General features: G+C 70.2%; 20 protein-coding genes, 2 tRNA genes and 1 pseudogene. 8 read left to right on the top strand and 15 right to left on the bottom strand.

Annotated features, from left to right (window positions below; genetic code table 11):
* Positions 1-79: 79 nt before the first annotated feature.
* The 4 genes and pseudogenes from AB0I42_RS35855 to AB0I42_RS35870 all read right to left on the bottom strand — a co-directional run.
* Entirely contained in the window at positions 80-916 is an 837-nt protein-coding gene (locus AB0I42_RS35855; protein WP_357544222.1) for a helix-turn-helix transcriptional regulator, read from the bottom strand.
* 195 nt (positions 917-1,111) lie between these two features.
* A complete protein-coding gene (locus AB0I42_RS35860; RefSeq protein WP_357544223.1) occupies positions 1,112-1,825 on the bottom strand; it encodes a 5-formyltetrahydrofolate cyclo-ligase in 714 nt (237 codons plus the stop codon).
* Positions 1,818-2,774, bottom strand: coding sequence for a transcriptional regulator (locus AB0I42_RS35865; protein ID WP_357544242.1), 957 nt, complete (start codon positions 2,772-2,774; stop codon positions 1,818-1,820). Before AB0I42_RS35865 ends, AB0I42_RS35860 begins: the two co-directional genes overlap by 8 nt.
* A gap of 114 nt (positions 2,775-2,888) precedes the next feature.
* Positions 2,889-3,302 (bottom strand): annotated as a pseudogene (locus AB0I42_RS35870) (helix-turn-helix transcriptional regulator); the annotation flags it as partial.
* Between the two features lie 26 nt (positions 3,303-3,328).
* Here AB0I42_RS35870 and AB0I42_RS35875 point away from each other — a divergent pair.
* Entirely contained in the window at positions 3,329-4,192 is an 864-nt protein-coding gene (locus AB0I42_RS35875; RefSeq protein ID WP_357544224.1) for a helix-turn-helix transcriptional regulator, read from the top strand.
* Positions 4,193-4,318: 126 nt separating this feature from the next.
* On the opposite strand, the gene AB0I42_RS35880 is transcribed toward AB0I42_RS35875, so the two are convergent.
* From AB0I42_RS35880 to AB0I42_RS35890, 3 genes are all read right to left on the bottom strand, one after another.
* Entirely contained in the window at positions 4,319-5,668 is a 1,350-nt protein-coding gene (locus tag AB0I42_RS35880; protein ID WP_357544225.1) for an IS4 family transposase, read from the bottom strand.
* A gap of 12 nt (positions 5,669-5,680) precedes the next feature.
* Complete coding sequence (locus AB0I42_RS35885) at positions 5,681-6,463, bottom strand: MarR family transcriptional regulator (protein WP_357544226.1); 783 nt, start codon at positions 6,461-6,463, stop codon at positions 5,681-5,683.
* A 548-nt stretch (positions 6,464-7,011) separates the two neighbouring features.
* Positions 7,012-7,087, bottom strand: a tRNA-Lys gene (locus AB0I42_RS35890).
* A 180-nt stretch (positions 7,088-7,267) separates the two neighbouring features.
* Here AB0I42_RS35890 and AB0I42_RS35895 point away from each other — a divergent pair.
* Together AB0I42_RS35895 and AB0I42_RS35900 are read left to right on the top strand one after the other, a co-directional pair.
* Complete coding sequence (locus AB0I42_RS35895; protein WP_357544227.1) at positions 7,268-8,524, top strand: Ig-like domain-containing protein; 1,257 nt, start codon at positions 7,268-7,270, stop codon at positions 8,522-8,524.
* A 165-nt stretch (positions 8,525-8,689) separates the two neighbouring features.
* Positions 8,690-9,952 (top strand): Ig-like domain-containing protein, encoded by a 1,263-nt coding sequence (locus tag AB0I42_RS35900; RefSeq protein WP_357544228.1) that lies wholly within the window; start codon positions 8,690-8,692, stop codon positions 9,950-9,952.
* Positions 9,953-10,002: 50 nt separating this feature from the next.
* On the opposite strand, the gene AB0I42_RS35905 is transcribed toward AB0I42_RS35900, so the two are convergent.
* Both AB0I42_RS35905 and orn read right to left on the bottom strand, forming a co-directional pair.
* Positions 10,003-10,078: transfer RNA gene (locus AB0I42_RS35905), tRNA-His, on the bottom strand.
* Between the two features lie 240 nt (positions 10,079-10,318).
* Entirely contained in the window at positions 10,319-10,909 is a 591-nt protein-coding gene (gene orn, locus AB0I42_RS35910; protein WP_357544229.1) for an oligoribonuclease, read from the bottom strand.
* 133 nt (positions 10,910-11,042) lie between these two features.
* Between orn and AB0I42_RS35915 the strand changes: the two genes are divergently transcribed.
* Positions 11,043-12,296, top strand: coding sequence for a glycosyltransferase 87 family protein (locus AB0I42_RS35915; protein ID WP_357544231.1), 1,254 nt, complete (start codon positions 11,043-11,045; stop codon positions 12,294-12,296).
* 169 nt (positions 12,297-12,465) lie between these two features.
* On the opposite strand, the gene AB0I42_RS35920 is transcribed toward AB0I42_RS35915, so the two are convergent.
* Both AB0I42_RS35920 and AB0I42_RS35925 read right to left on the bottom strand, forming a co-directional pair.
* Positions 12,466-13,218 (bottom strand): YcnI family protein, encoded by a 753-nt coding sequence (locus AB0I42_RS35920; protein ID WP_357544232.1) that lies wholly within the window; start codon positions 13,216-13,218, stop codon positions 12,466-12,468.
* Positions 13,219-13,231: 13 nt separating this feature from the next.
* Entirely contained in the window at positions 13,232-14,935 is a 1,704-nt protein-coding gene (locus AB0I42_RS35925; RefSeq protein ID WP_357544233.1) for a copper resistance protein CopC, read from the bottom strand.
* A gap of 297 nt (positions 14,936-15,232) precedes the next feature.
* Between AB0I42_RS35925 and AB0I42_RS35930 the strand changes: the two genes are divergently transcribed.
* Genes AB0I42_RS35930 through AB0I42_RS35940 form a run of 3 tightly spaced genes read left to right on the top strand, consistent with a single transcriptional unit; the run spans position 15,233 to position 17,660 of the window.
* Complete coding sequence (locus AB0I42_RS35930; RefSeq protein ID WP_357544234.1) at positions 15,233-15,748, top strand: MauE/DoxX family redox-associated membrane protein; 516 nt, start codon at positions 15,233-15,235, stop codon at positions 15,746-15,748.
* Positions 15,745-16,458, top strand: a complete 714-nt coding sequence (locus AB0I42_RS35935; RefSeq protein ID WP_357544235.1) for a thioredoxin domain-containing protein — start codon at positions 15,745-15,747, stop codon at positions 16,456-16,458. Before AB0I42_RS35930 ends, AB0I42_RS35935 begins: the two co-directional genes overlap by 4 nt.
* Positions 16,455-17,660 carry a hypothetical protein gene (locus tag AB0I42_RS35940; RefSeq protein WP_357544236.1) on the top strand — a complete coding sequence of 402 codons (1,206 nt, stop codon included), beginning with the start codon at positions 16,455-16,457 and terminating at the stop codon, positions 17,658-17,660. The genes AB0I42_RS35935 and AB0I42_RS35940 overlap by 4 nt, the downstream gene beginning before the upstream one ends.
* On the opposite strand, the gene AB0I42_RS35945 is transcribed toward AB0I42_RS35940, so the two are convergent.
* From AB0I42_RS35945 to AB0I42_RS35960, 4 genes are read right to left on the bottom strand one after another with little or no spacing between them, the layout of a single operon-like run.
* Entirely contained in the window at positions 17,642-18,457 is an 816-nt protein-coding gene (locus AB0I42_RS35945) for an ABC transporter ATP-binding protein (RefSeq protein WP_357544237.1), read from the bottom strand. The genes AB0I42_RS35940 and AB0I42_RS35945 overlap by 19 nt on opposite strands.
* Positions 18,454-19,218, bottom strand: a complete 765-nt coding sequence (cbiQ, locus tag AB0I42_RS35950; protein ID WP_357544238.1) for a cobalt ECF transporter T component CbiQ — start codon at positions 19,216-19,218, stop codon at positions 18,454-18,456. The genes AB0I42_RS35945 and cbiQ overlap by 4 nt, the downstream gene beginning before the upstream one ends.
* A gap of 16 nt (positions 19,219-19,234) precedes the next feature.
* Positions 19,235-19,582: a PDGLE domain-containing protein gene (locus AB0I42_RS35955; RefSeq protein ID WP_357544239.1), complete on the bottom strand. Its 348-nt coding sequence runs from the start codon at positions 19,580-19,582 to the stop codon at positions 19,235-19,237.
* Positions 19,579-20,286 carry an energy-coupling factor ABC transporter permease gene (locus AB0I42_RS35960; RefSeq protein ID WP_357544240.1) on the bottom strand — a complete coding sequence of 236 codons (708 nt, stop codon included), beginning with the start codon at positions 20,284-20,286 and terminating at the stop codon, positions 19,579-19,581. Before AB0I42_RS35960 ends, AB0I42_RS35955 begins: the two co-directional genes overlap by 4 nt.
* A gap of 176 nt (positions 20,287-20,462) precedes the next feature.
* Between AB0I42_RS35960 and bcp the strand changes: the two genes are divergently transcribed.
* A complete protein-coding gene (gene bcp / locus AB0I42_RS35965; RefSeq protein ID WP_357544241.1) occupies positions 20,463-20,939 on the top strand; it encodes a thioredoxin-dependent thiol peroxidase in 477 nt (158 codons plus the stop codon).
* The last annotated feature ends 137 nt before the right edge of the window (positions 20,940-21,076 follow it).

Consider the following 21,076-nt stretch of genomic DNA (forward strand, 5'->3'; position numbering starts at 1 on the left):
ACACCCCCCGGATCATCCGCACGACAGGGGCGGTAAGTCATACCAGGCCGGGCGACCGAGCAGTCCCCGGCTGGGGACATCAAAAAGGTAACGGGTGGTAGGAGATCGCGGACCACGACGCACATCCCACGGATATCCCTGCTACACCGAACTGGACGATCTCCGGGTGGTCGAACCCGTTGGCTAGTAGTGCCTGCTCGACGGCTCTGACCTGCTCGATGTCGGCGTCCTCGTCGCGTCCGAGGAGCACCTTCGGCATCGAGAGGATCCGCAGCGCGGCCTGTAGCGTGTCGCCGCTCCAGATCGGCTGCGCCATCCAGTAGAGACTGAACACGTACAACGCGTCGGACACGTCGTCGCAGCACAACTCCCGCAGCCGTCCGGTCGCCCACCGCAACCTGTCCTGGTAGGTGCGCTGCCGCCAGACCGCAAGCGCCGCAAGGTCGGGCAGGTCGAGGTCCTCGACGACATGGAACATCGCCACCCCGAACGGCCACACGTACAGGTCGCCCCCGCCATGAAGGTCGAGCGGTCCCTTGTAGCAGTCGAACCACTGCTCGGTGGCGGGCTTCAACCGGTTCCGCTGAGCGATTTCGGCCGCTGCCTGTGCGCCGACAAATGCCGGGATGAACATGTGGGACCGAGCGGCGTAAGTAGCGCCTCGCGCCCGATCGCCCGGCGCCGCACTGCTGCCAGGCCGCTCGGGTGCAACATCATCGATGAGGAACTGCAGTTCATCAGCGGTCAGGTTCAGCGCGGCGGCAAGCCTGGGCCACATCCACGGATGGGGCTCGGTGGCTGCGCTCTCCCAACGCACGACGGTGGACCGTTCGACCGCCAACCGCTCGGCGAGCGCCTCCTGCGTGAAGCCAGCCGCCTTCCGGCGCTGAGCGAACCGGACCCGCCTACCCGCCATCGTGGATCCCTCCCAGGCATGCGTACGGGGACCACGATAGCCACCCGGCAGCTCCGTCGCTGACCACGCCAAGTCCTACACCTTGGCCCAAATCGAGATGCCGGCTCCAGCCATCGTTCCGGGCGGGGAACTCGGTGTGCTGCCGCCCGCGGCGGGCAGCAACACGCCGAGGAACGGCGACGTTCACGCCAACTCCTAGCGGTGATCCTTCTGCTGTCGGGCTTTGAGTACGGGGATAGTGTTGATCTTGCCGGAGGTCAGGTCGTCCCAGACGATGCCCGTCGGGCGGCGCCGATCGGGACAGGAAATCACCTGGTCCGAGGTGATGATGTAGTCGACGGAGAAGTCGTGCTCCGTCTCAGGGATGTCGTCGTCGATGATCTGGAGCGGGTGTACGGGGGCGACGATGACGGTGTGGTCGGTGACGAGGCCGGCTTCGATGAGGAGGGCGACTTCGAGATCGGAGTAGCCGGCGCCCTTGCCGATGCGGGTCCCGGTGCGGTTGACCGCGACGCTGCCGCACACCACGACGTCGATCGGCCGCATCTCGTCGATGCCGACGTAGCGGGTGACCTTGGCGGCGCCCTCCTTGTCCGCCGCCCGTTCGGCGGGCAGGTCGAGGGTGGCGGGGTCGAGGATGTAGAAGGGCTGCGGGGTGGCCATCCTCGGCACCGCCATGTAGAGCAGCTTGCCGTCGTTGAGGGCCTGGATGCGTACCGGTAGTTGGGCGTGGTCCGGGTTTGCCTTGACGGTGGTCGCCTGCTGCCAGAAGTCGGTTTCGGCAAGGCGGTGGGCGGTGGCGTCGGCGCCGTCGAACGAGGGGATCTTGCCGTACGAGTCGGCGGGTACGACGCCCGCGGCAAGAAGGCGCCGCCACACACAGTCGCGAACGGCGGCCTTGTCAGGCAACGGAATCCTTGGAGCGTTTCGGCCGGTGCGCCTCGAACGCGTCCCGCAGCTCCGTAACCTCTGGAACCCCGGCCTGTGCCACGCCCTGGAACACCTCGACGGCGCGCCACCAGTTCGACGGCACGATCCTGCCCGAGGTCACCGCAGCAAGAGCCTCGGAGCCGGCCTCGTCGGGTCGGCCGGCGGCCAACAGTGCAAGTCCGAGGTCGAGCCGGGCCGACGCGACCCGTCGGGGCCGGGACACACCACCTGGCTCGGATTCCAGTTCGTGGATCGCGGTTCTGGCGAAGCCTTCGGCTGCCGAGTCCCCCACCCACGACAGCGTCGTCGCGGTGTAGCTGACCGCTTTCGCCGGGTCGTACCGGTAGTGGTGTTCCGGGTTGTCGGGCGTCGGCAGGTTGCTGACGAGCCGGTCGACGCGCGCCAGCGAACTACGTGTTTCCGATGCCGAGCCCATTCGTGCCCAGGCCCGGCCCTCCTGCGCGGTTGCCTGGATCAACGCCGAAGAGCCGGCCGGGGCGACGACCTGCGCCCGCTGCGACAGCTCCAGCGCTTCCCGGTAGCTGCCGGCAGTGAGCAGTTCCCACGCTCTGGTCTCCAGGCACCAGGCGGCGATCTCGGCGTGCCCCGCCTGGCCGGCCATCTGCTCGGCGGTCCTGAGCCAGGCCCTGGCCGCCTCGCCCTGCCGTAGGTCGATGTGCAGCGTCGCGGCAAGCAGGGCAAGCCACCCGCCGGTGACGAGCAGTTGACGACGATGAGCGAGGGTCATCCGGGCATCGACGAGGGCGTTGACGTAGGCCAGGTGCCGCCGTACCTGTTGCAGCAGCTCCCTTGGCGACGTCCGGGCGTAGGCCATGGCCATCTGATCAGCGACCTGTTCGAGCCGGCCGAGGGTGCTGTCGCTGACGTCGCTCGCCTCGATCCGACGCGCCAGCTCGATCGCCGCCATCTCGGCGTCCTGGCCATCGATCGTCGCCGCCGATGACGTGAGAAGGGCTGCACCGCCGTCGCGGCTGACACCTGGAACGGATGCGATTACCGCCTCATCGAGAAGCGCCTGCAACTCGTCGGCCGTGACGTTCAGGGCGGCGGCGAGCGCCGGCCGGATCCACGGCTGCGGCTCGGTGGCCCCGCTCTCCCACCGCACGACCGTGGACCGCTCGACCATCAACCGCTCGGCAAGCTTCTCCTGGCTCAAACCGGCCGCCTTACGGCGTTGAGCGAACCGGACCCGCTTGCTGCCCATCGGTGGAGCCCCTTCGGGAAGTGCGTCAGGGTTCCCACGGTAGCGGCCCGCCCGCCCCACCCGCAGGCCGTGACGACCGATGCCCCACAGATGCCTCACAACCACACCACACACGCCCTGGGTTCCCACCGCCCAAACCGATTTCCTTGAACGCAGCCGGACCGGCGACGCCGGACCACCACACTTCCCGTCGCCGGTCCGGCCTTCGAAGCAGTAGATCGACAGCCACATTCCCCAAAGAGAAGGGTGCAGCCCCCGTGCCGTTCAAGGAACCCGTCCGCAAGACCCTGCGCGCCCAGTGGCTCGGCTACCTCATGCGCGAGCTACGCCGCGAACGAGGCGTCACGCTCAAGGAGGCCACCGAGTACCTCAACCGCGACCATTCGGCCCTGGCCAGGTACGAGCGGGCGGAGTGGCCGTTCAAGCGCGACGACGTGATGTCCCTGCTCGACATCTACGGCGTCGACGACCCCGACCGCCGCGCCCGGATCCTGAAACTGTCCGAGGAATGCTGGCGCACCGGCGAGTGGGACCTCGACTACGCCGACGAACGCCACAACCGCGGCTACGTCGACCACGACTGGCTCGAAGAACACGCCACCAGCATCAACATCTACGCCACCCACCTACTCCCCGACCTGCTCCAAACCCCCGCCTACACGGCGCACGTCATCCAACTGCGGGAGCGGACGAAGAACCGCACCGCCCACCAGGGCCGACTCGTGGACAAGCTCATCGCCCGCCAGCGGGCGTTCGAGGCTCGCACGAACCGCCTCAACGTCGTCATCGACGAAGCCGCCCTCCACGTGAAGACGCCCGACCCCGACCTGATGCGCGAACAGCTCGCGCACGTCGCCGCCCTCGCCCAACGAACCCGGATCAACATCCAGGTCATCCGATCCGACGTCAACACCGCCGCCCGGGCCTGGGGGCCGTTCGAGCTGTTCCTGATGCCGGACCCGTACCCGGAGGTCGGATACCTCGACAACCTCGCCGGCCGCATCTACGTCGAAACCCCACACAGCAAACGCTTCGTCCTCGCCTACGAACAACTCCAACAAGCCGCCCTCAACCCCAACGACTCCATCAAGGTCATCCGGCACGCGGCCGAGCAGGCGTAGGCCACGCAAGCGTCGCGGTTCAGGGCGCGAGATCGATCAGGCGCCGACGGGTGCCGTCCACACCCGGCACCCGCCACACCGCCCCGTTCGGCCACTGTGGGACCAACAGGCAATGCCGTTGTTTGATCATTCAACTATGGCCGGGTTGAGAGTGATGGTCTTCGGTATCGCTTTGCTGGTCGGTCCGCGTTGCTGGACTTTGCCCCGGTAGGAGTACTTCGACTCGGGTCGTTTGAGGAGTCGGGCTGCCTCGCGCAGGCGGCGCACGCCGTTGTCGAGCTTGCGGCGCACCTTCGATGCCAGCGTAGCGAGGAACTCCCTGATCTTCTTCGGCGTGTCGGCGCTCTGGCGGATCACGCTACGACGGACGTGCTTGAGAACCTTGATGAACGAGACACGGTCCGGGTCGATGCCGTGACTATCGGCCAACTCCATGATGATCCTGCTCAGGCAGTGGTGCACGGTCAGGTGGGCCCACACCTCCTGACGTGCCAGGTCCGGGCTGGCCGAGCGCAGCACTTGCTGCGGGCCGCGTTGGAACGTCTTGATTTGCCGATACGACGACTCCGCCTCCCACCGTTCGTGGTAAAGCGCCGCCAGTTCGGCTGCGGGAAAGGCGTCAGGGTCGAGCAGGTCGGTGAGCAACCTGACCAGTTCCCCTCCGTTCACCTGGTACTCGACCACTCGAACCAGCACCCCGCCGGGATGAGCGCCCTTCTGCCCAGCCAGGTTCATCCGGGCCAGGTAGGTGCCATCGACCAGGACCTCGACAGGGCGGCGGGCGACGCTGGAACGGGCACGAATCAGCAGGTGCGCCCCGGCCCGCGTGTATGTCTTCCACAACTCGACACCGGGAAAGCCCCGGTCCATGATCACGAGCATCCCGGCAGCCGAGCCGGCCATGGCGATCGCCAGGTCCCGCTCGCCGCCGTTGAACCCGCCGACCCGCGCGTCGATCGACGCATGGGTTCCGGTCTCGGTCAAGGTCACCACTCTCACCTGCGGAAACCCGGCATCGTTGCCACGCGCGTCGCTCGGCCCGCCAAACGCACGCCGGTTGGCGTGGGTGTCGGGCACGTCCAGCAGGAACCCGTCGACCGCCGCCAGACGCATTCCCCGATAGAACGACCCGACCAGCCCGTGCGGAGCGACCGGACCGGCCACGGCACGGAACACCGCCTCCAGCGGCCGTGCCCCCAGCCGCTGCCGCGCCCGGGTAAACGACGCCCTGTTCGGAATGGTCTCGCCCATGCCAGGCAACCCGTTGACCAGGTTCTCCGCCACATCGTCGTAGGAATCCTGATGGAACAGGGCCCGCGCGAGAACGAAATTCACCATGAATCTGCCCGACAACGCCCCGGGCCGGCGGTCGAGCTTGCCACACGCGGCCAGCACCTCGTCCACCAGCGCCGGGGCCACCCAGCGGGTGAGGACGCCCAGCCTCACTTCGTCAGACAGCCCGGTCCAGAAATGCACATCGACACACGATCATGCCGACGACAGGACACCATGATCAGGGTCATCTACTACAACGTTCAAACAACGGCATTGGACCAACAGGTCCATGTTGCTGGTGGCGATCGGCGCCCGGACCGGGCGACGGGCCAGGTCCTCGAGAAGGTAATCCTCGTGGTCGGTGTCGCGGGCGACGACCAGGACCGCGCCGACGGGTACCGCCGGGTCGGTCCGGCGGTACCCGGCCAGCAGCACCTCCAGGCCGGCCGTACGCTGCTCCTCCTCACTCAACAGGCCACTGGGCCGGACGTTGTCGACGTGGACCAGGAACCGCAGGCAGCGGCCGTCCTCCAGCCACACCCCGAAGCCGTCGGCGCGCAGGTGCGCGAGGCCGTGGCCGCTTAGCCATACCGACGTATCCATCGTGGTCAGCCACTGGAACAGCTCGCACCGGCCCGGGTTCTGCCGCGACGCCTCGATCAACGGCAGGAACAACAGCCCGTCCGCCTCGTTCCACCGCCGCCGCCCCAGTTGCAACGGCACCGGCCGCCCCGACGCCGCCAGGTCCCGACCCACCAGATCGACGCCCTCGGCGGTGACGTCGTACCACCAGGTGTGGGTACGGTCCTCGTCGAACCGTCGCCGCTCGACCAACCCCAAGCCGTGCAGCCGCGTCAGATCCCGGTGCGCGGTCAACCGCGGCACACCCGCGACCACCGCCACCTCCACCGTCGTCGCAAGGCCGTGCAGCGCCAGGAACGACAGGATCCGCCACTGCCGCGACGTCAGCCGGCGCGAGACGGCCCGATCCCCCATCCACCAATGATCCACCGACCGCCTACGGACCTCCACAGGCGAACACGTTCTGTAGTCGCCGCCCCGGGCGACGGACTCAACCCCGAATGCCGGCGCCCCGGCGGATCACGCCACCGGAACCATCACCACAGGCCGCCCAGACGGCTCCGCAAAACCCCCGCATCTCCCAATCGGGCTTTGTCAGAGGTTTTCCATGATCATTGTTCAATAGATCAGCCGAAGAGACGAAGACGAAAGTAGTAAAAGAAACAAAACGACTTCGGCAATTTGATCTTCAAAACAACCGTCCACCACGCCCGTACGGGCCACCGCAGACACCAGAACAACACCACCGACCGCCCCGACGACCCTCACGCCCCGGCCCGCAGGCCAACGAAATCAACTGCACTGCGTCACCAACAGCAGGGTCGGAACGCCGACAGAAGACCGGACATACCGGCCAGAACCAGGCACCCGCTCCCGAGCACCCACCGAGCACCCAGCCCCGGATCCAAAACATGAAAAAGGCTCTGATCTGGTTTGTAATCCCAGCTCAGAGCCTTGATCGTTGGTGCGCCGCCAGGGACTCGAACCCCGAACCCGCGGATTAAGAGTCCGCTGCTCTGCCAGTTGAGCTAGCGGCGCTCTCTGACAACGGGGGAAACCCTAGCACGCCCACCCGGGCCCCTTCCAACCAGTTCGCCTCCCACACCATCCGTGTGGCTGACATGACACCGCCACCCGGTCTGGCACCGTGTCTGCGGGGCACGCGCCCTTTCCTCCGTCGTGCACCATGTGCACAGCGACGAGTGAATCGGGGTTGTAATGAGCAGGGTCTGGCGGTTCGTGGCCGTACTGGCGGTGGTCGCGCCTCTGGCGCTGACCGGGTGTGCGGGCGACGACAAGCCGCGGTTCGGCAGCGCTCCCTCCGGTGCGGCGCCCACCTCCGCTCCCCCGGTGCCGTTCGAGTTTTCGGTGACGCCGGCCGCCGATGCCAAGAACCTGCCGATCAGCACGGAGGTCGGCACTCTGGTCAAGGGTGGGACGGTCACCTCGGTCGCGCTGACCGAGACGGGTGGCACGAAGCAGCTCGAGGGCGCGTTGCGGGACGACCTGTCGTCGTGGGTGCCGGCGAGCCCGTTGAAGTACTCGAAGTCCTACACGGCGACGGTGACGGCGACGAGTGCGGCCGGGCAGGCCGAGACGAAGACTACGACGTTCACGACGATGGCGAAGTCGGGTTCGACGACCGGCACGGGTCTCTACCTGTTCGACGACCGCGAGTACGGCGTGGCGATGCCGGTGGTGGTCGAGTTCCATCCGGGGGTGAAGAAGGAGGACCGGGCGGCGGTGCAGCAGCGGATGTTCGTGAAGACGGATCCGCCGCAGCCGGGTGCCTGGCACTGGGTGGAGAACGGCACGCAGGTCTTCTACCGGGCGCCGGAGTTCTGGCAGCCGGGTACGACGTTGTCGGTGCGGATCGCGGTCGGCGGGCATCCGACGGCCAAGGGCCGGTACGGCGACATGGACCGGAAGGCGACCGCGAAGATCGGCGGGAAGCTGGTGATGGAGGTCGACAACGCCACGAAGCAGATGTCGGTTTTCAAGGACGACCAGTTGATCAAGACGATGCCGGTCAGCCTCGGTAAGCAGAGCACTCCTTCGTCCAGCGGCACGATGATCGTGATGGAGAAGAAGGAGGAGACGGTCTTCGACACGTTCGCCGAGTTGGGGCCGGAGTTGGGTTACCGGACCGATATCCAGTTCGCGCAGCGGCTGACCTGGGGTGGCGAGTACATCCACGCGGCGCCGTGGTCGGTTGCCGACCAGGGGCGGCGCAACGTGTCGCACGGGTGCGTGAACCTGGCGACGGACAACGCGCGCTGGTTGTTCCAGCAGACCAAGATCGGCGATCCGGTCACCGTGAAGGGTACCGAGCGCAAGCTCCAGGCGGGTAACGGCTGGACGGCGTGGGACCTGACCTGGGAAGAGTTCGTCAAGGGCAGCGCGTTGCCGGTGGCGGCCGATCTCGGCCCGCAGACGGCGGAACCGGGTGCGACGCCGACGGCGGCCGCAGGCTAAATTCTTCGCGGGCGCCGCACACAAAGCGATCGACCGGTAAATCGGGTTTTGTCCCGATTTGCCGGTCGACTTTTTGGTGCTTCTCGTCTCGGCATGAAACCGGGACTTGCCGCTTTCCGTCTCTGAGAGACGATGGTTATCGAGAGCGACTTTTGTGAGGGAGCCATGCGACCGAACCGAATGCAGCGGACACAGCACGCCCGTCGGGCGCTGGCGGCGGCCGTACTCGTCGGGGCGGTGGCACTGACGTCGGCCTGCTCCGGCGGCGGCAACGGCCCCTCGTGGCAGGGCGGGCAGCAGCAGGAGCAGGGGCCCAAGGCGACCGCGGCGATCACCGTGCCGGCCGCCGACGCCACGGACGTGCCGGCGTCGACCGAGATCACCTTCACCACCGAGGGCGCCACCCAGAGCACGGTCGAGCTGAAGGACGCCGCTGGCGAGGTCGTGGAGGGCGCGCTGACCGCCGACGGCAAGAGTTGGCTGCCGTCGGGGCAACTGGCCTACGCGACCGCCTACACGGCGACGGTGACGGCCACCGGCGACGACGGCAAGCCAGTGACGGCCAGCCACTCGTTCACCACCATGGCCAAGCCCGCCAACCAGGTACGGGTGACCAGCTTCATGGGTGACAACCAGGTGGTCGGGATCGCGATGCCGCTGATCCTGCGGTTCAGCCGGGCGATCCCGGAGGACTACCGCGACGACGTGCAGCGGCGACTGACGGTGCGCACCGAGCCGGCGCAGGAGGGCATCTGGAACTGGGCCAGCCCGACCGAGGTCCGGTTCCGCCCGAAGGAATACTGGCAGGCGAACACCAAGCTGTTCTACAAGGCGCAGACCGGTGGCCTGCCGATGGGCGACGGCTGGTTCGGCCGGGCCGACCTGACCATCGACGCCAAGGTGGGTGCGGCGGTGGAGATGGTCGTCGACAACGCGTCGAAGAAGATGACGGTGACCAAGGACGGCGCCGTGATCAAGACGATCCCGATCAGCCTGGGCAAGCAGAGCACCCCGTCGTCGAGCGGCACGATGGTCGTGATGGAGAAGCTCAAGGAGACGGTCTTCGACACCTTCGACGAGCTGGGCCCGGAGGAGGGCTACCGCACCGACATCGAATACGCCCAGCGGCTGACCTGGGGTGGCGAGTTCATCCACGCGGCGCCGTGGTCGGTGGCCGACCAGGGGCGGCGCAACGTGTCGCACGGCTGCGTCAACATGTCGAACGAGAACGCGAGCTGGCTGTTCAACCAGACCCGGGTCGGTGACCCGGTGACGGTCAAGGGCACCGAGCGCAAGCTCCAGCTCGGCAACGGCTGGACCGACTGGAACGTGAGCTGGGACGAGTACGTCAAGGGCAGCGCGCTGCCGTACGAGCCGGCGACCGACACCCCGGCGACGCCGGACACGAGCGCCACGCCGGGCAACTGAGCGAAGCGAAAGGGCCGGTCAGGAGATCCTGACCGGCCCTTTCGACCTACTGGGGTGACCGAGGGGACTTGAACCCCCGACATCCGGGACCACAACCCGGCGCTCTACCTGCTGAGCTACGGCCACCATGCAACCGGTTCCGTGAGCGAGGCTCGCGGGACGGTGCCGCACAATGATAGCCACACCGGTACCCCCGCCGTCGAGTGGGTTCCGGCGCGCCGCGCCGACCCATCCCCGCCGGGCAACCGGGACCCTGCCGGGCCGGGACCGGACCCCGCCGAGCCGTGACCAGACCCGGCCGAGCACGGCCGGACCGGGCCGAGCAACGCCCGGACCCGGCTGAGCGACAACCGGCCCCGGCCGGCCTCAGAGTTCGGCGGCGATGGCCTTGGCGGTCTCGACGTCGGGGCCGGGCAGCGGGACGAACAGGGTACGGCGGTAGTACTCCAGCTCGCGGATGCTCTCCCGGATGTCGGCGAGCGCCCGGTGGGCGAGGCCCTTCGGCGGCTGCCCGAAATAGACCCGGGGATACCAGCGCCGGCACAGCTCCTTGATCGACGACACGTCGATCATCCGGTAGTGCAGGTAGCCGTCGAGGCGGGGCATGTCGCGGGCCAGGAAGCCGCGATCGGTGGCGATGGAGTTGCCGCACAGCGGCGCGGTCCGGGGCTCCTTGACGTACGTGCGGACGTAGTCGAGCACCATGTCCTCGGCCTCGGTGAGGCTCACCGCGGAGCGGCGTACCTCCTCGGTCAGACCGGACTTCTCGTGCATCGTCCGGACGATGTCCGGCATCGCGTCGAGCACCGCGTCGTCGGCGTGGATCACCACGTCGACACCCTCGCCGAGGACCGTGAGGTCGGGGTCGGTCACCAAAGCGGCGACCTCGATCAAAGCGTCCCCACCGAGATCGAGCCCGGTCATCTCACAGTCGATCCAGACAAGAAGATCACGCACTGGAACAGCCTACGCCCCGGCGCGGCCGGTGCGCCTCGACGTGGCGCACCGCGCGGCGCCCGGCGGCGGACGCGGCCGGGCGACTGCCGGCACCGCGCCGTCCGGGTGCCGTTGATGGCCTAGGGTTGCCGACGTGGCAGCCGCACCACCCACCGCACGGATACCGGTCGACGACACCGCCGGCGGCGGCCGGACAGTCCGCCGGATCGCCGCCGTCACCGCCGTCACGACAGCGGCCGCCACCTTCCTCGCCTGGTACGGCAACCGCCACGACTTCTTCGATCTGCGGATCTACATGTCGGCGATGCGGTGGTGGAACGAGGGGAACCCGCTCTACGACTACCGGCAGCCGGATCCGGTGCAGGGCGAGTTGTACTTCACGTACCCGCCGTTCACGGCGCTGTTACTGCGGCCGTTCTCGGTGCTGCCGCTCGGCGCGACCTTCGCGATCTTCTCGCTGCTGACGCTGGTCGCGGTCGCCGTCACCACCTGGTGGCTGGTCGGGCCGGCGGCGGACCGGCGGGACCTGCCGCGCTGGTTCGTCGCCGGGCTCGCGGTGCCGCTGGTGCTGGTTATCGAGCCAAGCCGGGAGACGCTGGCGTTCGGCCAGATCAACATGCTGCTGATCGTGCTGATCCTGGCCGACCTGCTGTTCGCCGTACCGCGTGGTTCGCGCTGGGCCGGGGTCGGCGTCGGGCTGGCGACGGCGCTGAAGCTGTTTCCGGGGATCTTCATCGTCTTCCTGCTGGTGACCCGGCGGTGGCGGGCGGCGCTGGTGGCCAGCGTCACGGCGGCCGTGGCGACCCTGCTGTCGGCCGCGGTCACGCCCGGCGACTCGTGGCGGTTCTGGACGCACGAACTGTGGGCCACTGACCGGGTCGGCCGGCTCGACTACACCGCGAACCAGTCCCTGCTGGGCATGCTCAGCAGGTTCACCGCCCCCGAGGCGGCCAACCGGGTGCTCTGGATCGTCCTGGTGCTGGCGGTGACCGGGTTCGGGCTGTGGCGGGCGGCGCGGGCGGTGTCGGCGGGGGTGGACCCGGTCGCCGGCCTGACGCTGGCCGGGCTGGTCGGCGCGCTGATCAGCCCGATCTCCTGGTCGCACCACCTGTTCTGGCTGGTGCCGGCGATGATCGTGCTGGTCGACGCCGCGCTGCCGGCACCCGGCGGCGGCGGCTCGCGGTGGCGGCCGGGTTACCTGGCGGCGGCCGGCGTCGTCTTCGCCGCGTCGGTGTACGGCGTCGTGTCGTTTCCGGTGTGGGGCAACGATCCGGTGCCGACGAGTTCGGTCGGCGAGTTCCTGCTGCGGAACCTGTTCGTCCTGGTCTCGCTGCTGCTGCTGGTCGGCCTGCCGGTACGCCGGCACGGCGGGACACTCGGCTGGTAGCCGGGCAGGAGAGCCCCTACCACCCGCCAGGCAAAACGGACAGATCTAGCCAGTCGCACCTTTCGCCCGTAATGTGGCGCTCAGCGGACGAACTTCCCTGCACCGCTCCCCCGGTGAGGGCGGCCCCGCGCGTCGGCAGCGCGCGGGGCCGCCCGCCGTACGGGCGCCGTCAGGCAGCCGGCGGCGCGCCGACGCGCCGGGTACGCGCGTACGCGAGCCCGCCGAGAACCAGGCCGGCGAGCCCGGCGACGAGACCGGCGATGCCCCACGCGTTCGACCCGCCGCCGTCGCTGGTGCTCGACGCCGGGACCGCCGCGGCACTGACACCGGCCGACGGGGTGCCTCCCGCCGGGGCACCGTCCGCCGGCGCGGCCGCCAGCCGCAGCACGGGAGCGGGGCTGGCCGGTTCCTCACCGCCGGCCGCCGCCGGCGGGTCGATCCAGCGGACCACGTTGCCGTCGGAGTAGGTCTGCAGCGCCCGGAACACCATCTGGTCGACCTGCGGCAGCGGGCCGGCCGAGACCGGGAACTCCTGGAACTCGCCCGGCTTGACACCCGTGTCGTCCGACGACGCCGTCCAGGTGATCTTCGCGACCGCCTCGGTCACCTGGCTGCCGTGCACCTCCAGCGGCGGGTTGACGGCCCGCTTCTCCACCGCGACCGTCCACCCCGGCACCGGCATCGTCGTCACCGACGCCACCGGCGCGTCCTCGGGGAAGAACACCTCCACCTTGGTGGTGGACGCCTCGTCGCTCTCGTTCGGCACCCGGAACGCCAGCCGGGCGTACCCGCCCTGGTTGGCCTCGCCGGGGTTGACGGTGACGTGCGCCGCGGCGGGTGCGGCGAACCCGAGCACGGCGCCGACGACCGCCCCCAGGGTGAGGACCGCCGCGGCGGTCGCGGAACGACGAAGACGGATCATGAACGGGACCTCTCTACGTGACGGGCACGGTGACCGTCACCGTGTCCTGGTCGATCTCGGATATCCGGACCGTGACGCGCATCTGCCAGTCACCGGCGGCCGGCAGGCGGATCTCGCCGAAGGCGTGGTTGTCGGTCAGCTTCAGCAGCGCGATGTCGATCGGCTCCACCCCCTGGTCGGGCAGCGCGATCGTGGCCCGCCACTCCACCACCGGCAGCGGCCGGTTGTCGAGGGTGTAGGCGTACATGTGCAGCGAGTTGTTGCCCCGGGCGGCCGGGTCCATCTCGATCTGCAACGAGTAGATCGAACTCGTGGCGGTGGTCGTGAAGTACTCGACACCGCCGTCCGCGCCGCCGGCGACCGCCGTACGGGCCGGCGTCGTCTGGACCAGCACCGCGCTGACCGCCAGGATGACCGCGGCGATGCCGAGTTCGAGCCACACCGCCTTACGCATCCGGCCCGGCTCCTCCGGCGCCGTCCGGCGTTGAACCAGCTTGCGGGCGAACGCCGCCACCGCGAGCACCACGGCGAACAGGACCACCTTGGCGATGATCAACTGCCCGTACCTGGTGCTGATCAGCGCCTTCGGGGTGCCGACCTCCAACAGCGCCTGCACCACACCGGCAAGCAGCAGCGCGCAGACCGCGAACGTCGCCCACCGCGACCACACCGGCAGGATCGCACCGAGTTCCCGGTCGTCGGCCTGCCGCAGCAGGAACGCCACCAGCATCACCAGCCCGCCCAGCCACACCGCCATCGCGGCCAGGTGCACGGCGTCGACCACCACCGACACCGCCGGCACCAGGGCGGCCGCCGCGTGCCCGGACAGCGGCCAGGTCAACAGCGCGGCACCGCCGAGAATGCCGAGCAGCACCTGGTCGCTACGGGTGGCCCGGCCGTCGCCGTGCAGCAGCGGCCACAGCAGGAACGCCGCCGCGAGCAGGATGCCGAGCCGGACCAGGTGGACCGTGCCGTACAGGCTGCCGAGCACGTCGCCGAGCGCGGCACCGCTGCCGTCGAAGATCCCGCCACCGTTGGTGTACGGCACCTGCAGCCAGATCGCCGCCAGCGCCGACACGGTGATCAGGCCGGCGCCGGTCCAGACCAGCCGGGCCGGCCCCGCCCGCGACAGCCGCTGCGGCCACAGCAGCATCAGCACCAGCACCGGGCCGACGACCAGCAGCAGGCCGGTGTACCCGATGTACTTCGCGACCGGGATCGCGGCCGCGACGACCGGATCGGCGCGGTCGCTGCCGTCGTCGGTCGGCGGCTCCGACGGGTTGCCGACCGAGTAGGTGAAGGCGCCGCTGACCGGATGGCTGTCGGCGGAGATCACCCGGTAGCTGACCAGGTAGGTGCCGCGCGCGCCGCCCTGGTCGACCGGGATCGTCACCACCGAGCCGTTGAACGCCGGCTCGCCACGGTCGACCCGCGCCCCGTCCGGACCGATCACCCGGATCTTGTCGGTGACCTTGCGGACCGACTCGCTGAAGGTGAGCACGACCTCGGCCGGGGCGGTCGGCACCACCGTCTCGGCGACCGGACTGGTGCTGCTGAGTACGGCGTGCGCGTACGCCGGGGTGGCCGGGACGAGCAGCGTGGCGAGGGCGGCGACCAGCACCGCCAGCAGGGCCGCGCACCGCCTCGGGCTCGCCGGGCGCGCCGGGGCCGACGACGTCGTGGGCGGCGACGGCAATCGATGATCTGCGGCAGTCATGTCGGACATGCTCGCCGACCGGGCCCGTTCGACGCGAGTCCGGACACCCATCACCTCCGAAGATCCACTGATCCGCGACCGGCGGATCAACGCGACATCAGCAGGTAGTCGGACGGCCACCCGGAATAGTTCCCCCGCACGCGGGAAACTTGCCCGCGTTCTGGCCGGGCTGGTGACCTTTGGCCCTACGGCCGGTAGTAGCCGCGGCCATACCGTCTGACGCGGCGGACGGGCGCGACGGAGATCACGCCCGCGAGCCCCGCCGTGGCTACCGGCGGACGACCGTCAGGACGGCAGGTGAGCGTGACCGTGAACACCGTGGGCGAGACCCGCCGATCCGCCGTCCTGCCGTGGATCGGCACCGCCGTACGGCTCGGTCTGGCCGCCGTGTGGCTGCTCGCCGGCGCCAGCAAGGTCGGCGACCTGGCCGCCTCCGGCCGCGCCGTCGCCGCGTACGAGGTCATGCCGTACGACGTGGCGAAGATCGTCGGCGCCGCGCTGCCGTTCGTGGAGATCACGCTCGGCGTACTGCTGCTCCTCGGCGTGGCGACCCGGCTCGCCGCCGCGGTCTCCGCGGCCCTGCTGGTCGTCTTCGTCGCCGGCATCACCTCGGCCTGGGTCCGCGGCCTGACCATCGACTGCGGCTGCTTCGGCACCGGCGGCCAACTCCCCGCCGGGCAGAACCCCAGCTACGGCCCCGAACTCCTGCGCGACCTCGGCTTCCTCGCCCTCGCCGGGTTCCTGCTGGTCAGACCACACACCCGGATCTCAGTCGACGCCATGGGCGCACCCCGCCCCGAGGAGGAGCAGTGAGCAGCAGAGCCGGACAGAAACGGGCGGCCAAGGTGGTCCGCCAGCAGATGGCCCGGGAACGGCGCCGCCAACGCACCCTGTGGACGTCGGTCGTCGCCGTCGCCGCACTGGTGATCGCCGGAATGATCGGCTGGGGCGTGTTCGCCAGCCAACGGGCCGACGAATACCACGCCCCGGCCGGCGCCACCGCCGACGGCAGCGGCATCGCCGTCGGCACCGGCCCGGTCACCGTCGACATCTACGAGGACTTCCTGTGCCCCGCCTGCCGGCAGTTCGAGACCCAGGTCGGGCCGGCACTCGACCAGCTCGTCGCCGACGGCCGGATCCGCGTCGTCCACCACCCCGTCGCCTACCTCGACCGCGCCTCCACCACCGGCTACTCGAGCCGGGCGTCGGCCGCGGCCGGCTGCGCCGCCGCCGGCGGCAAGTACGGCGAATACTCGTCGGCACTGTTCGAACGGCAACCGGCCGAAGGCGGCGCGGGCCTCAGCACCGACGAACTGATCCGCATCGGCGGCGGCGTCGGCCTCGACGAGGACACGTTCGGCACCTGCATCCGCGACGGTAGGTTCAGGACGTGGACGGAACACGTCACCGACCTCGCCAGCGAGCGCGGCATCCGCGGCACCCCGACGGTCTTCGTCGACGGCCAGCCGGTGCAGAACAGCGCCGACGCGATCCGGGCGGCCATCGACGCCACCGGACGGTGACCCGCCCGGCCGCCGGAACCGTTCCGGCGGCCGGCCACCGACCCCGGGCGGCGGCCCTGCTGATCGCCGCCGTCACCGGACTGCTCGCGGCACTCGCCCTGGCCGGCCCGGCCCACGCACACGGCGCCGACACCCCCGACGGCACCGACTACCGGGTCCGGATCACCGGCGTCACCCCGGCCGTGCCGGGCCTGACCGTACGCACCATCGAGGCCGGCGCCCGGCTGGAACTGACCAACCACACCGGCCGCGTCGTCGAGATCCCCGGCTACGTCGACGAGCCCTACCTCGAGATACGGCCCGACGGGACGTACGAGAACCTCAACTCCCCCACCGCCTATCGCACCCGCACCCTCGCCGGCGACACCCCGGTCCCGGCCGGCGTCGACCCGACCGGGCCACCCCGCTGGCAGCGCACCGGCACCGACCCGGTCGCCCGCTGGCACGACCAACGCACCACCTGGCTCGGCGCCGACCCACCCCCCGGTGTACGCGCCGACCCGACCCGCGAGCAGCGGGTCCGCGACTGGACGGTGCCGGTACGCCTCGCCGGCACCACCGTCACCGTCACCGGCACCCTCGACTGGGTGCCGCCACCCGACCCCTGGGCGTGGTGGGCCTGGATCCTGCTCGGCACCGTCACCATCGGCGCGCTCGGCATCCTGCCCGGCCGCCACGCCCCCGCCGCCACCGGCGTACTCGGCGCCCTCTGCGTCGTCGGTGGCGGCTGCGCCGTCGCCTTCGCCGTCGCCCGCGAACTCGACGCCGGCACGACCGGTGCCGGCGCGATCCTGATCGGCCTGCTCGCCAGGCACGGGCTGCCCCTCGCGGTCGGCCTGTTCGCCGTCGCCGTCGGCGGCCGCGTCCTGCTCCGCCGCTCCGCCACCGACTTCGCACTCGTGCTCGCCGGCCTCTTCCTGGCGATCTTCCACGGGGCGGTCAACGCCGGCGTACTCGCCCGCGCCGTCGCCCCCGCCCCGTGGCCGGCGACCTGGGCCCGGCTCGTCATCGCCGTCGCGGTCGCCGTCGGCGCCGGGGTCGCCACCGCCGGCCTGCTGCGGATGCACTCGGCGGCCCGCCGGGCGCCGCGCCGGCCCGCCGAACCCGACGACGCCGGCAGCCCGTCGACCGGTGGGCCGACCGGCGGCGACACCCCGACACCAGACACCCCCGCCGACGCCGGCTACGCCAACGCCTCCTGAGCCGACGCCGGGCCCGCGGGCGGCCGGTCCCGGGCGGCGAGCTGCGCCGCCGCGAGCGCCGGATCAAAGCCGTACGGCAACTCCAACCGGTGCCGCGCCAGCAGCTCGGCATCGGCCAGCACGTCGACCGTCGCCCCGTCGGCCACCACCCGCCCCGCGTCCAGAATCACCGACCGGCCGCACAACTCCATCGCGTACGGCAGATCATGAGTCACCATCAGCAGCGTCACCGGCAACGCCCGCAGAATCGCGGCCAGCTCCCGCCGGGACGCCGGATCAAGATTCGACGACGGCTCGTCCAGCACCAGGATCTCCGGCCGCATCGCCAGCACCGTCGCCACCGCCACCCGCCGCCGCTGCCCGTACGACAGATGGTGCGGAGTGCGGTCCCGGTACGCCGACATCCCGACGGCGGCCAGCGCCTCGTCGACCCGGGCCGCCAGCTCCGCCCCCCGCAGCCCCAGGTTCGCCGGGCCGAACCCGACATCCTCGGCGACCGTCGGCAGGAACAACTGGTCGTCCGGATCCTGGAAGACGATGCCGACCCGGCGGCGGATCTCCGCCAGCGTGGCCCGGTCGCGCCCGACGGCCAGGCCACCGACCGTGACCGTGCCCGCCCCGCCGTGCAGCACCCCGTTGAGATGCAGCACCAGGGTCGTCTTGCCGGCGCCGTTCGGCCCCAGCAGCGCGACCCGCGCCCCACGCGGCACCCGCAGGTCGACGCCACGCAGGGCGACCTGACCGTCCGGGTACGTGTAGTCGAGGCCACGCACCTCCAGCGAAACCGGCCCGGTCATGACAGCAGCACCGCCGTGACACCGACACCCGCCGCGACCGCCGGCACCGTCGCCGCCAACAGCCACTGCCCCGCCGACGCCACACCCGCACCCGCCGGCGGCATCCGGCCGGAGTAGCCGCGCGACAGCATCGCCAGATACACCCGCTCCCCGCGCTCGAACGCCCGCAGGAACAGCGCGCCGATCCCGGCCGCGAAGCCCCGCAACTGCCACAGGAACCTCGGATCGTCGCCGCGCGAGATCCGGGCCACCCGCATCCGGCGGGCCTCGCCGACCAGCACGTCCAGGTAGCGGACCATGAACATCGCGATCTGGGTCACGATCCGCGGACACCGCAGCCGGTCCAGGCCGACGATCAGGTCCCGGCTCGTCGTGGTCGCCGCCAGAAGCAACGACACGAGTACGCCGAGCGTCCCCTTGACCAGGATGTTCCAACCGCCGAGCAGCCCCTCCGCCGACAACCCCAGCCCCAGCCAGGTGACCCGCTCGCCGGCCCCGACGAACGGCAACACCAGCGCCAGCAGCACGAACGGCGTCTCGACCAGGGCCCGGCGGGCCAGCCAACCGGCCGGCACCCGGCCCACCACCGCCACCACCGCGACCAGCACGGCGTATCCGCCGAAGGCCCAGAACACCTCGCGGGGCGTGGCCACCACGACCAGCGTCACCGCCACCGCCGCCGCGATCTTCACCTCGGGCGGGAGCCGGTGGAGCGGGCTGTCCCGGTCGAGGTGCAGGACGTCCGCGGACCCGCCGGCCATCCCCGCTCCCGCCCGGCTACGCGCGATCCGCCGGACGCCGGCCGCGGACCAGCCAGAACAGCCCGCCACCGACGGCGAAGGTGAGCAACACCCCGGTCGCCCCGGCCACCGCCGTCGCCAGGAAGGGGTTGTCGACGCCCCGCAGCCCGTAGTCGGCCAGCGGGCTGCCGGCCCACTCGTGGTCCTTCGCGTTGCGCGCCATGCAACTGCCGCCGGTGATCTCCTCGTCGGCGTTGACGGCGCAGCCCTTCGTCGACGCCGAATCCAGGCCGTCGGGCGAGCCCGAGGCGAAGTTGCTGACCACCCCGGCCAGCAGGAGGGCGACCAGCAGGCCACCGAGGACGAACCAGCTTCCCCGCCTCACGCCGCGCCTCCCACCGTCGAAGTCGTCGCCAGCCTGCCGCCGCGCAGGGCGTACACCAGGTCCGGCCGGGTCTTCGCGACCGTCACCACCGTCGTCGCCGCGATGATCCCCTCACCGACACCGATCAGCAGATGGGTGCCGGTCATCGTCGCCGCGATCGCCCCGAGCCCGTAGTCCACCAGCTGCGTCGTACCGCCGAGCGCGTACTGGAGCACGAAGCTCAACGCCGCCGCGACCACGCTGACCACCGACGCCAGCAACGCCGTCGCCGCCAGCCCCGCCGCCGTACGCGGCAGCACCCGCAACAGCAGGACGATCAGCCCGTACGCCGCCGCCGTGCCGACCAGCGCCATGTTGAAGATGTTCGGCCCCAGCGCGGTGATCCCGCCGTCGGCGAAGACGAGCGCCTGCACGACCAGCACCACGGCGACACACAACGCACCCACCCAGGGGCCGACCAGCAGCGCCGCCAGCGCCCCGCCGAGCAGGTGCCCGCTCACCCCCGGCAACACCGGGAAGTTGAGCATCTGGACCGCGAAGATGAACGCCGCCACCAGGCCGGCCATCGGGGCCAGCCGGTCGTCGAGATCCTGCCGCCCCCGCATCACGCAGAAGACCAGTGCCACCACCGTGAGCACGGCGTAGGCGATCGAAACCGGTGCGTCGAGCACCCCGTTGCCGATGTGCAGAGCCAGACCGTCCATGGGCTCCTCCCGACCAGCGTGAAAGCCCGGTACGCGGTGCCGGTGCGCCGCGCGTACAGGCATCTCCCAGAGTATTTCGGAACATAGGCAGTTGCCAATACCTTGCAACTAGCCCGTTCGTGGATGCCCGGCCCGGCACCGCCAACCGGAACCGGACGGGCGATAGGGTTCGGGCCATGACCGCAACGGCACGCCTCGCTCCCGGCGATCCCGCACCCGAGTTCGAACTGCCGACCGACACCGGCGAGACGCTGTCCCTGAACGAGCTGCGCGGCCGCAAGGTGGTGCTCTACGTCTACCCCGCTGCGATGACCCCCGGCTGCACCAAGCAGGCCTGCGACTTCCGCGACTCGCTCACGTCGCTCCAGGCCGCCGGCTACGAGGTCGTCGGCATCTCCCCCGACAAGCCGGCCAAGCTCGCCAAGTTCCGCGAGCGCGACGCGCTCACCTTCCCGCTGGTGTCCGATCCGGACAAGGCGGTGCTGACCGCGTACGGCGCGTTCGGCGAGAAGCAGCTCTACGGCAAGACGGTCACCGGGGTGATCCGCTCCACGTTCGTCATCGACGAGGACGGGAAGATCATCAAGGCGCTCTACAACGTCAAGGCCACCGGCCACGTCGCCAAGCTGCGCCGGGATCTCGACCTCGACTGAAACCTGCCCGATTGGCGCTCGTGTTCCACTTCGCCCTGCCGTCTAAGCGCCTGGCCAGAAGTCTTGTCCGTAACTGTCGGGTAGCCAGGGTGAGGTCCAGGGCGCGGTGGTGGTGAGGTTCTGGTCGGGTGTTCGGT

Source organism: Polymorphospora sp. NPDC050346 (assembly GCF_040655695.1).
Taxonomy (GTDB): Bacteria; Actinomycetota; Actinomycetes; order Mycobacteriales; family Micromonosporaceae; genus Polymorphospora; species Polymorphospora lycopeni.

Excerpts from the sequence above, each read along its gene's own strand:
- AB0I42_RS35855 (WP_357544222.1), bottom strand. The coding sequence starts at position 916 with ATGGCGGGTAGGCGGGTCCGGTTCGCTCAGCGCCGGAAGGCGGCTGGC.
- AB0I42_RS35865 (WP_357544242.1), bottom strand. The coding sequence starts at position 2,774 with ATGGCGGCGATCGAGCTGGCGCGTCGGATCGAGGCGAGCGACGTCAGC.
- AB0I42_RS35885 (WP_357544226.1), bottom strand. The coding sequence starts at position 6,463 with ATGGGGGATCGGGCCGTCTCGCGCCGGCTGACGTCGCGGCAGTGGCGG.
- AB0I42_RS35895 (WP_357544227.1), top strand. The coding sequence starts at position 7,268 with ATGAGCAGGGTCTGGCGGTTCGTGGCCGTACTGGCGGTGGTCGCGCCT.
- AB0I42_RS35900 (WP_357544228.1), top strand. The coding sequence starts at position 8,690 with ATGCGACCGAACCGAATGCAGCGGACACAGCACGCCCGTCGGGCGCTG.
- AB0I42_RS35920 (WP_357544232.1), bottom strand. The coding sequence starts at position 13,218 with ATGATCCGTCTTCGTCGTTCCGCGACCGCCGCGGCGGTCCTCACCCTG.
- AB0I42_RS35925 (WP_357544233.1), bottom strand. The coding sequence starts at position 14,935 with ATGACTGCCGCAGATCATCGATTGCCGTCGCCGCCCACGACGTCGTCG.
- AB0I42_RS35945 (WP_357544237.1), bottom strand. The coding sequence starts at position 18,457 with ATGACCGGGCCGGTTTCGCTGGAGGTGCGTGGCCTCGACTACACGTAC.
- cbiQ (WP_357544238.1), bottom strand. The coding sequence starts at position 19,218 with ATGGCCGGCGGGTCCGCGGACGTCCTGCACCTCGACCGGGACAGCCCG.
- AB0I42_RS35960 (WP_357544240.1), bottom strand. The coding sequence starts at position 20,286 with ATGGACGGTCTGGCTCTGCACATCGGCAACGGGGTGCTCGACGCACCG.
- bcp (WP_357544241.1), top strand. The coding sequence starts at position 20,463 with ATGACCGCAACGGCACGCCTCGCTCCCGGCGATCCCGCACCCGAGTTC.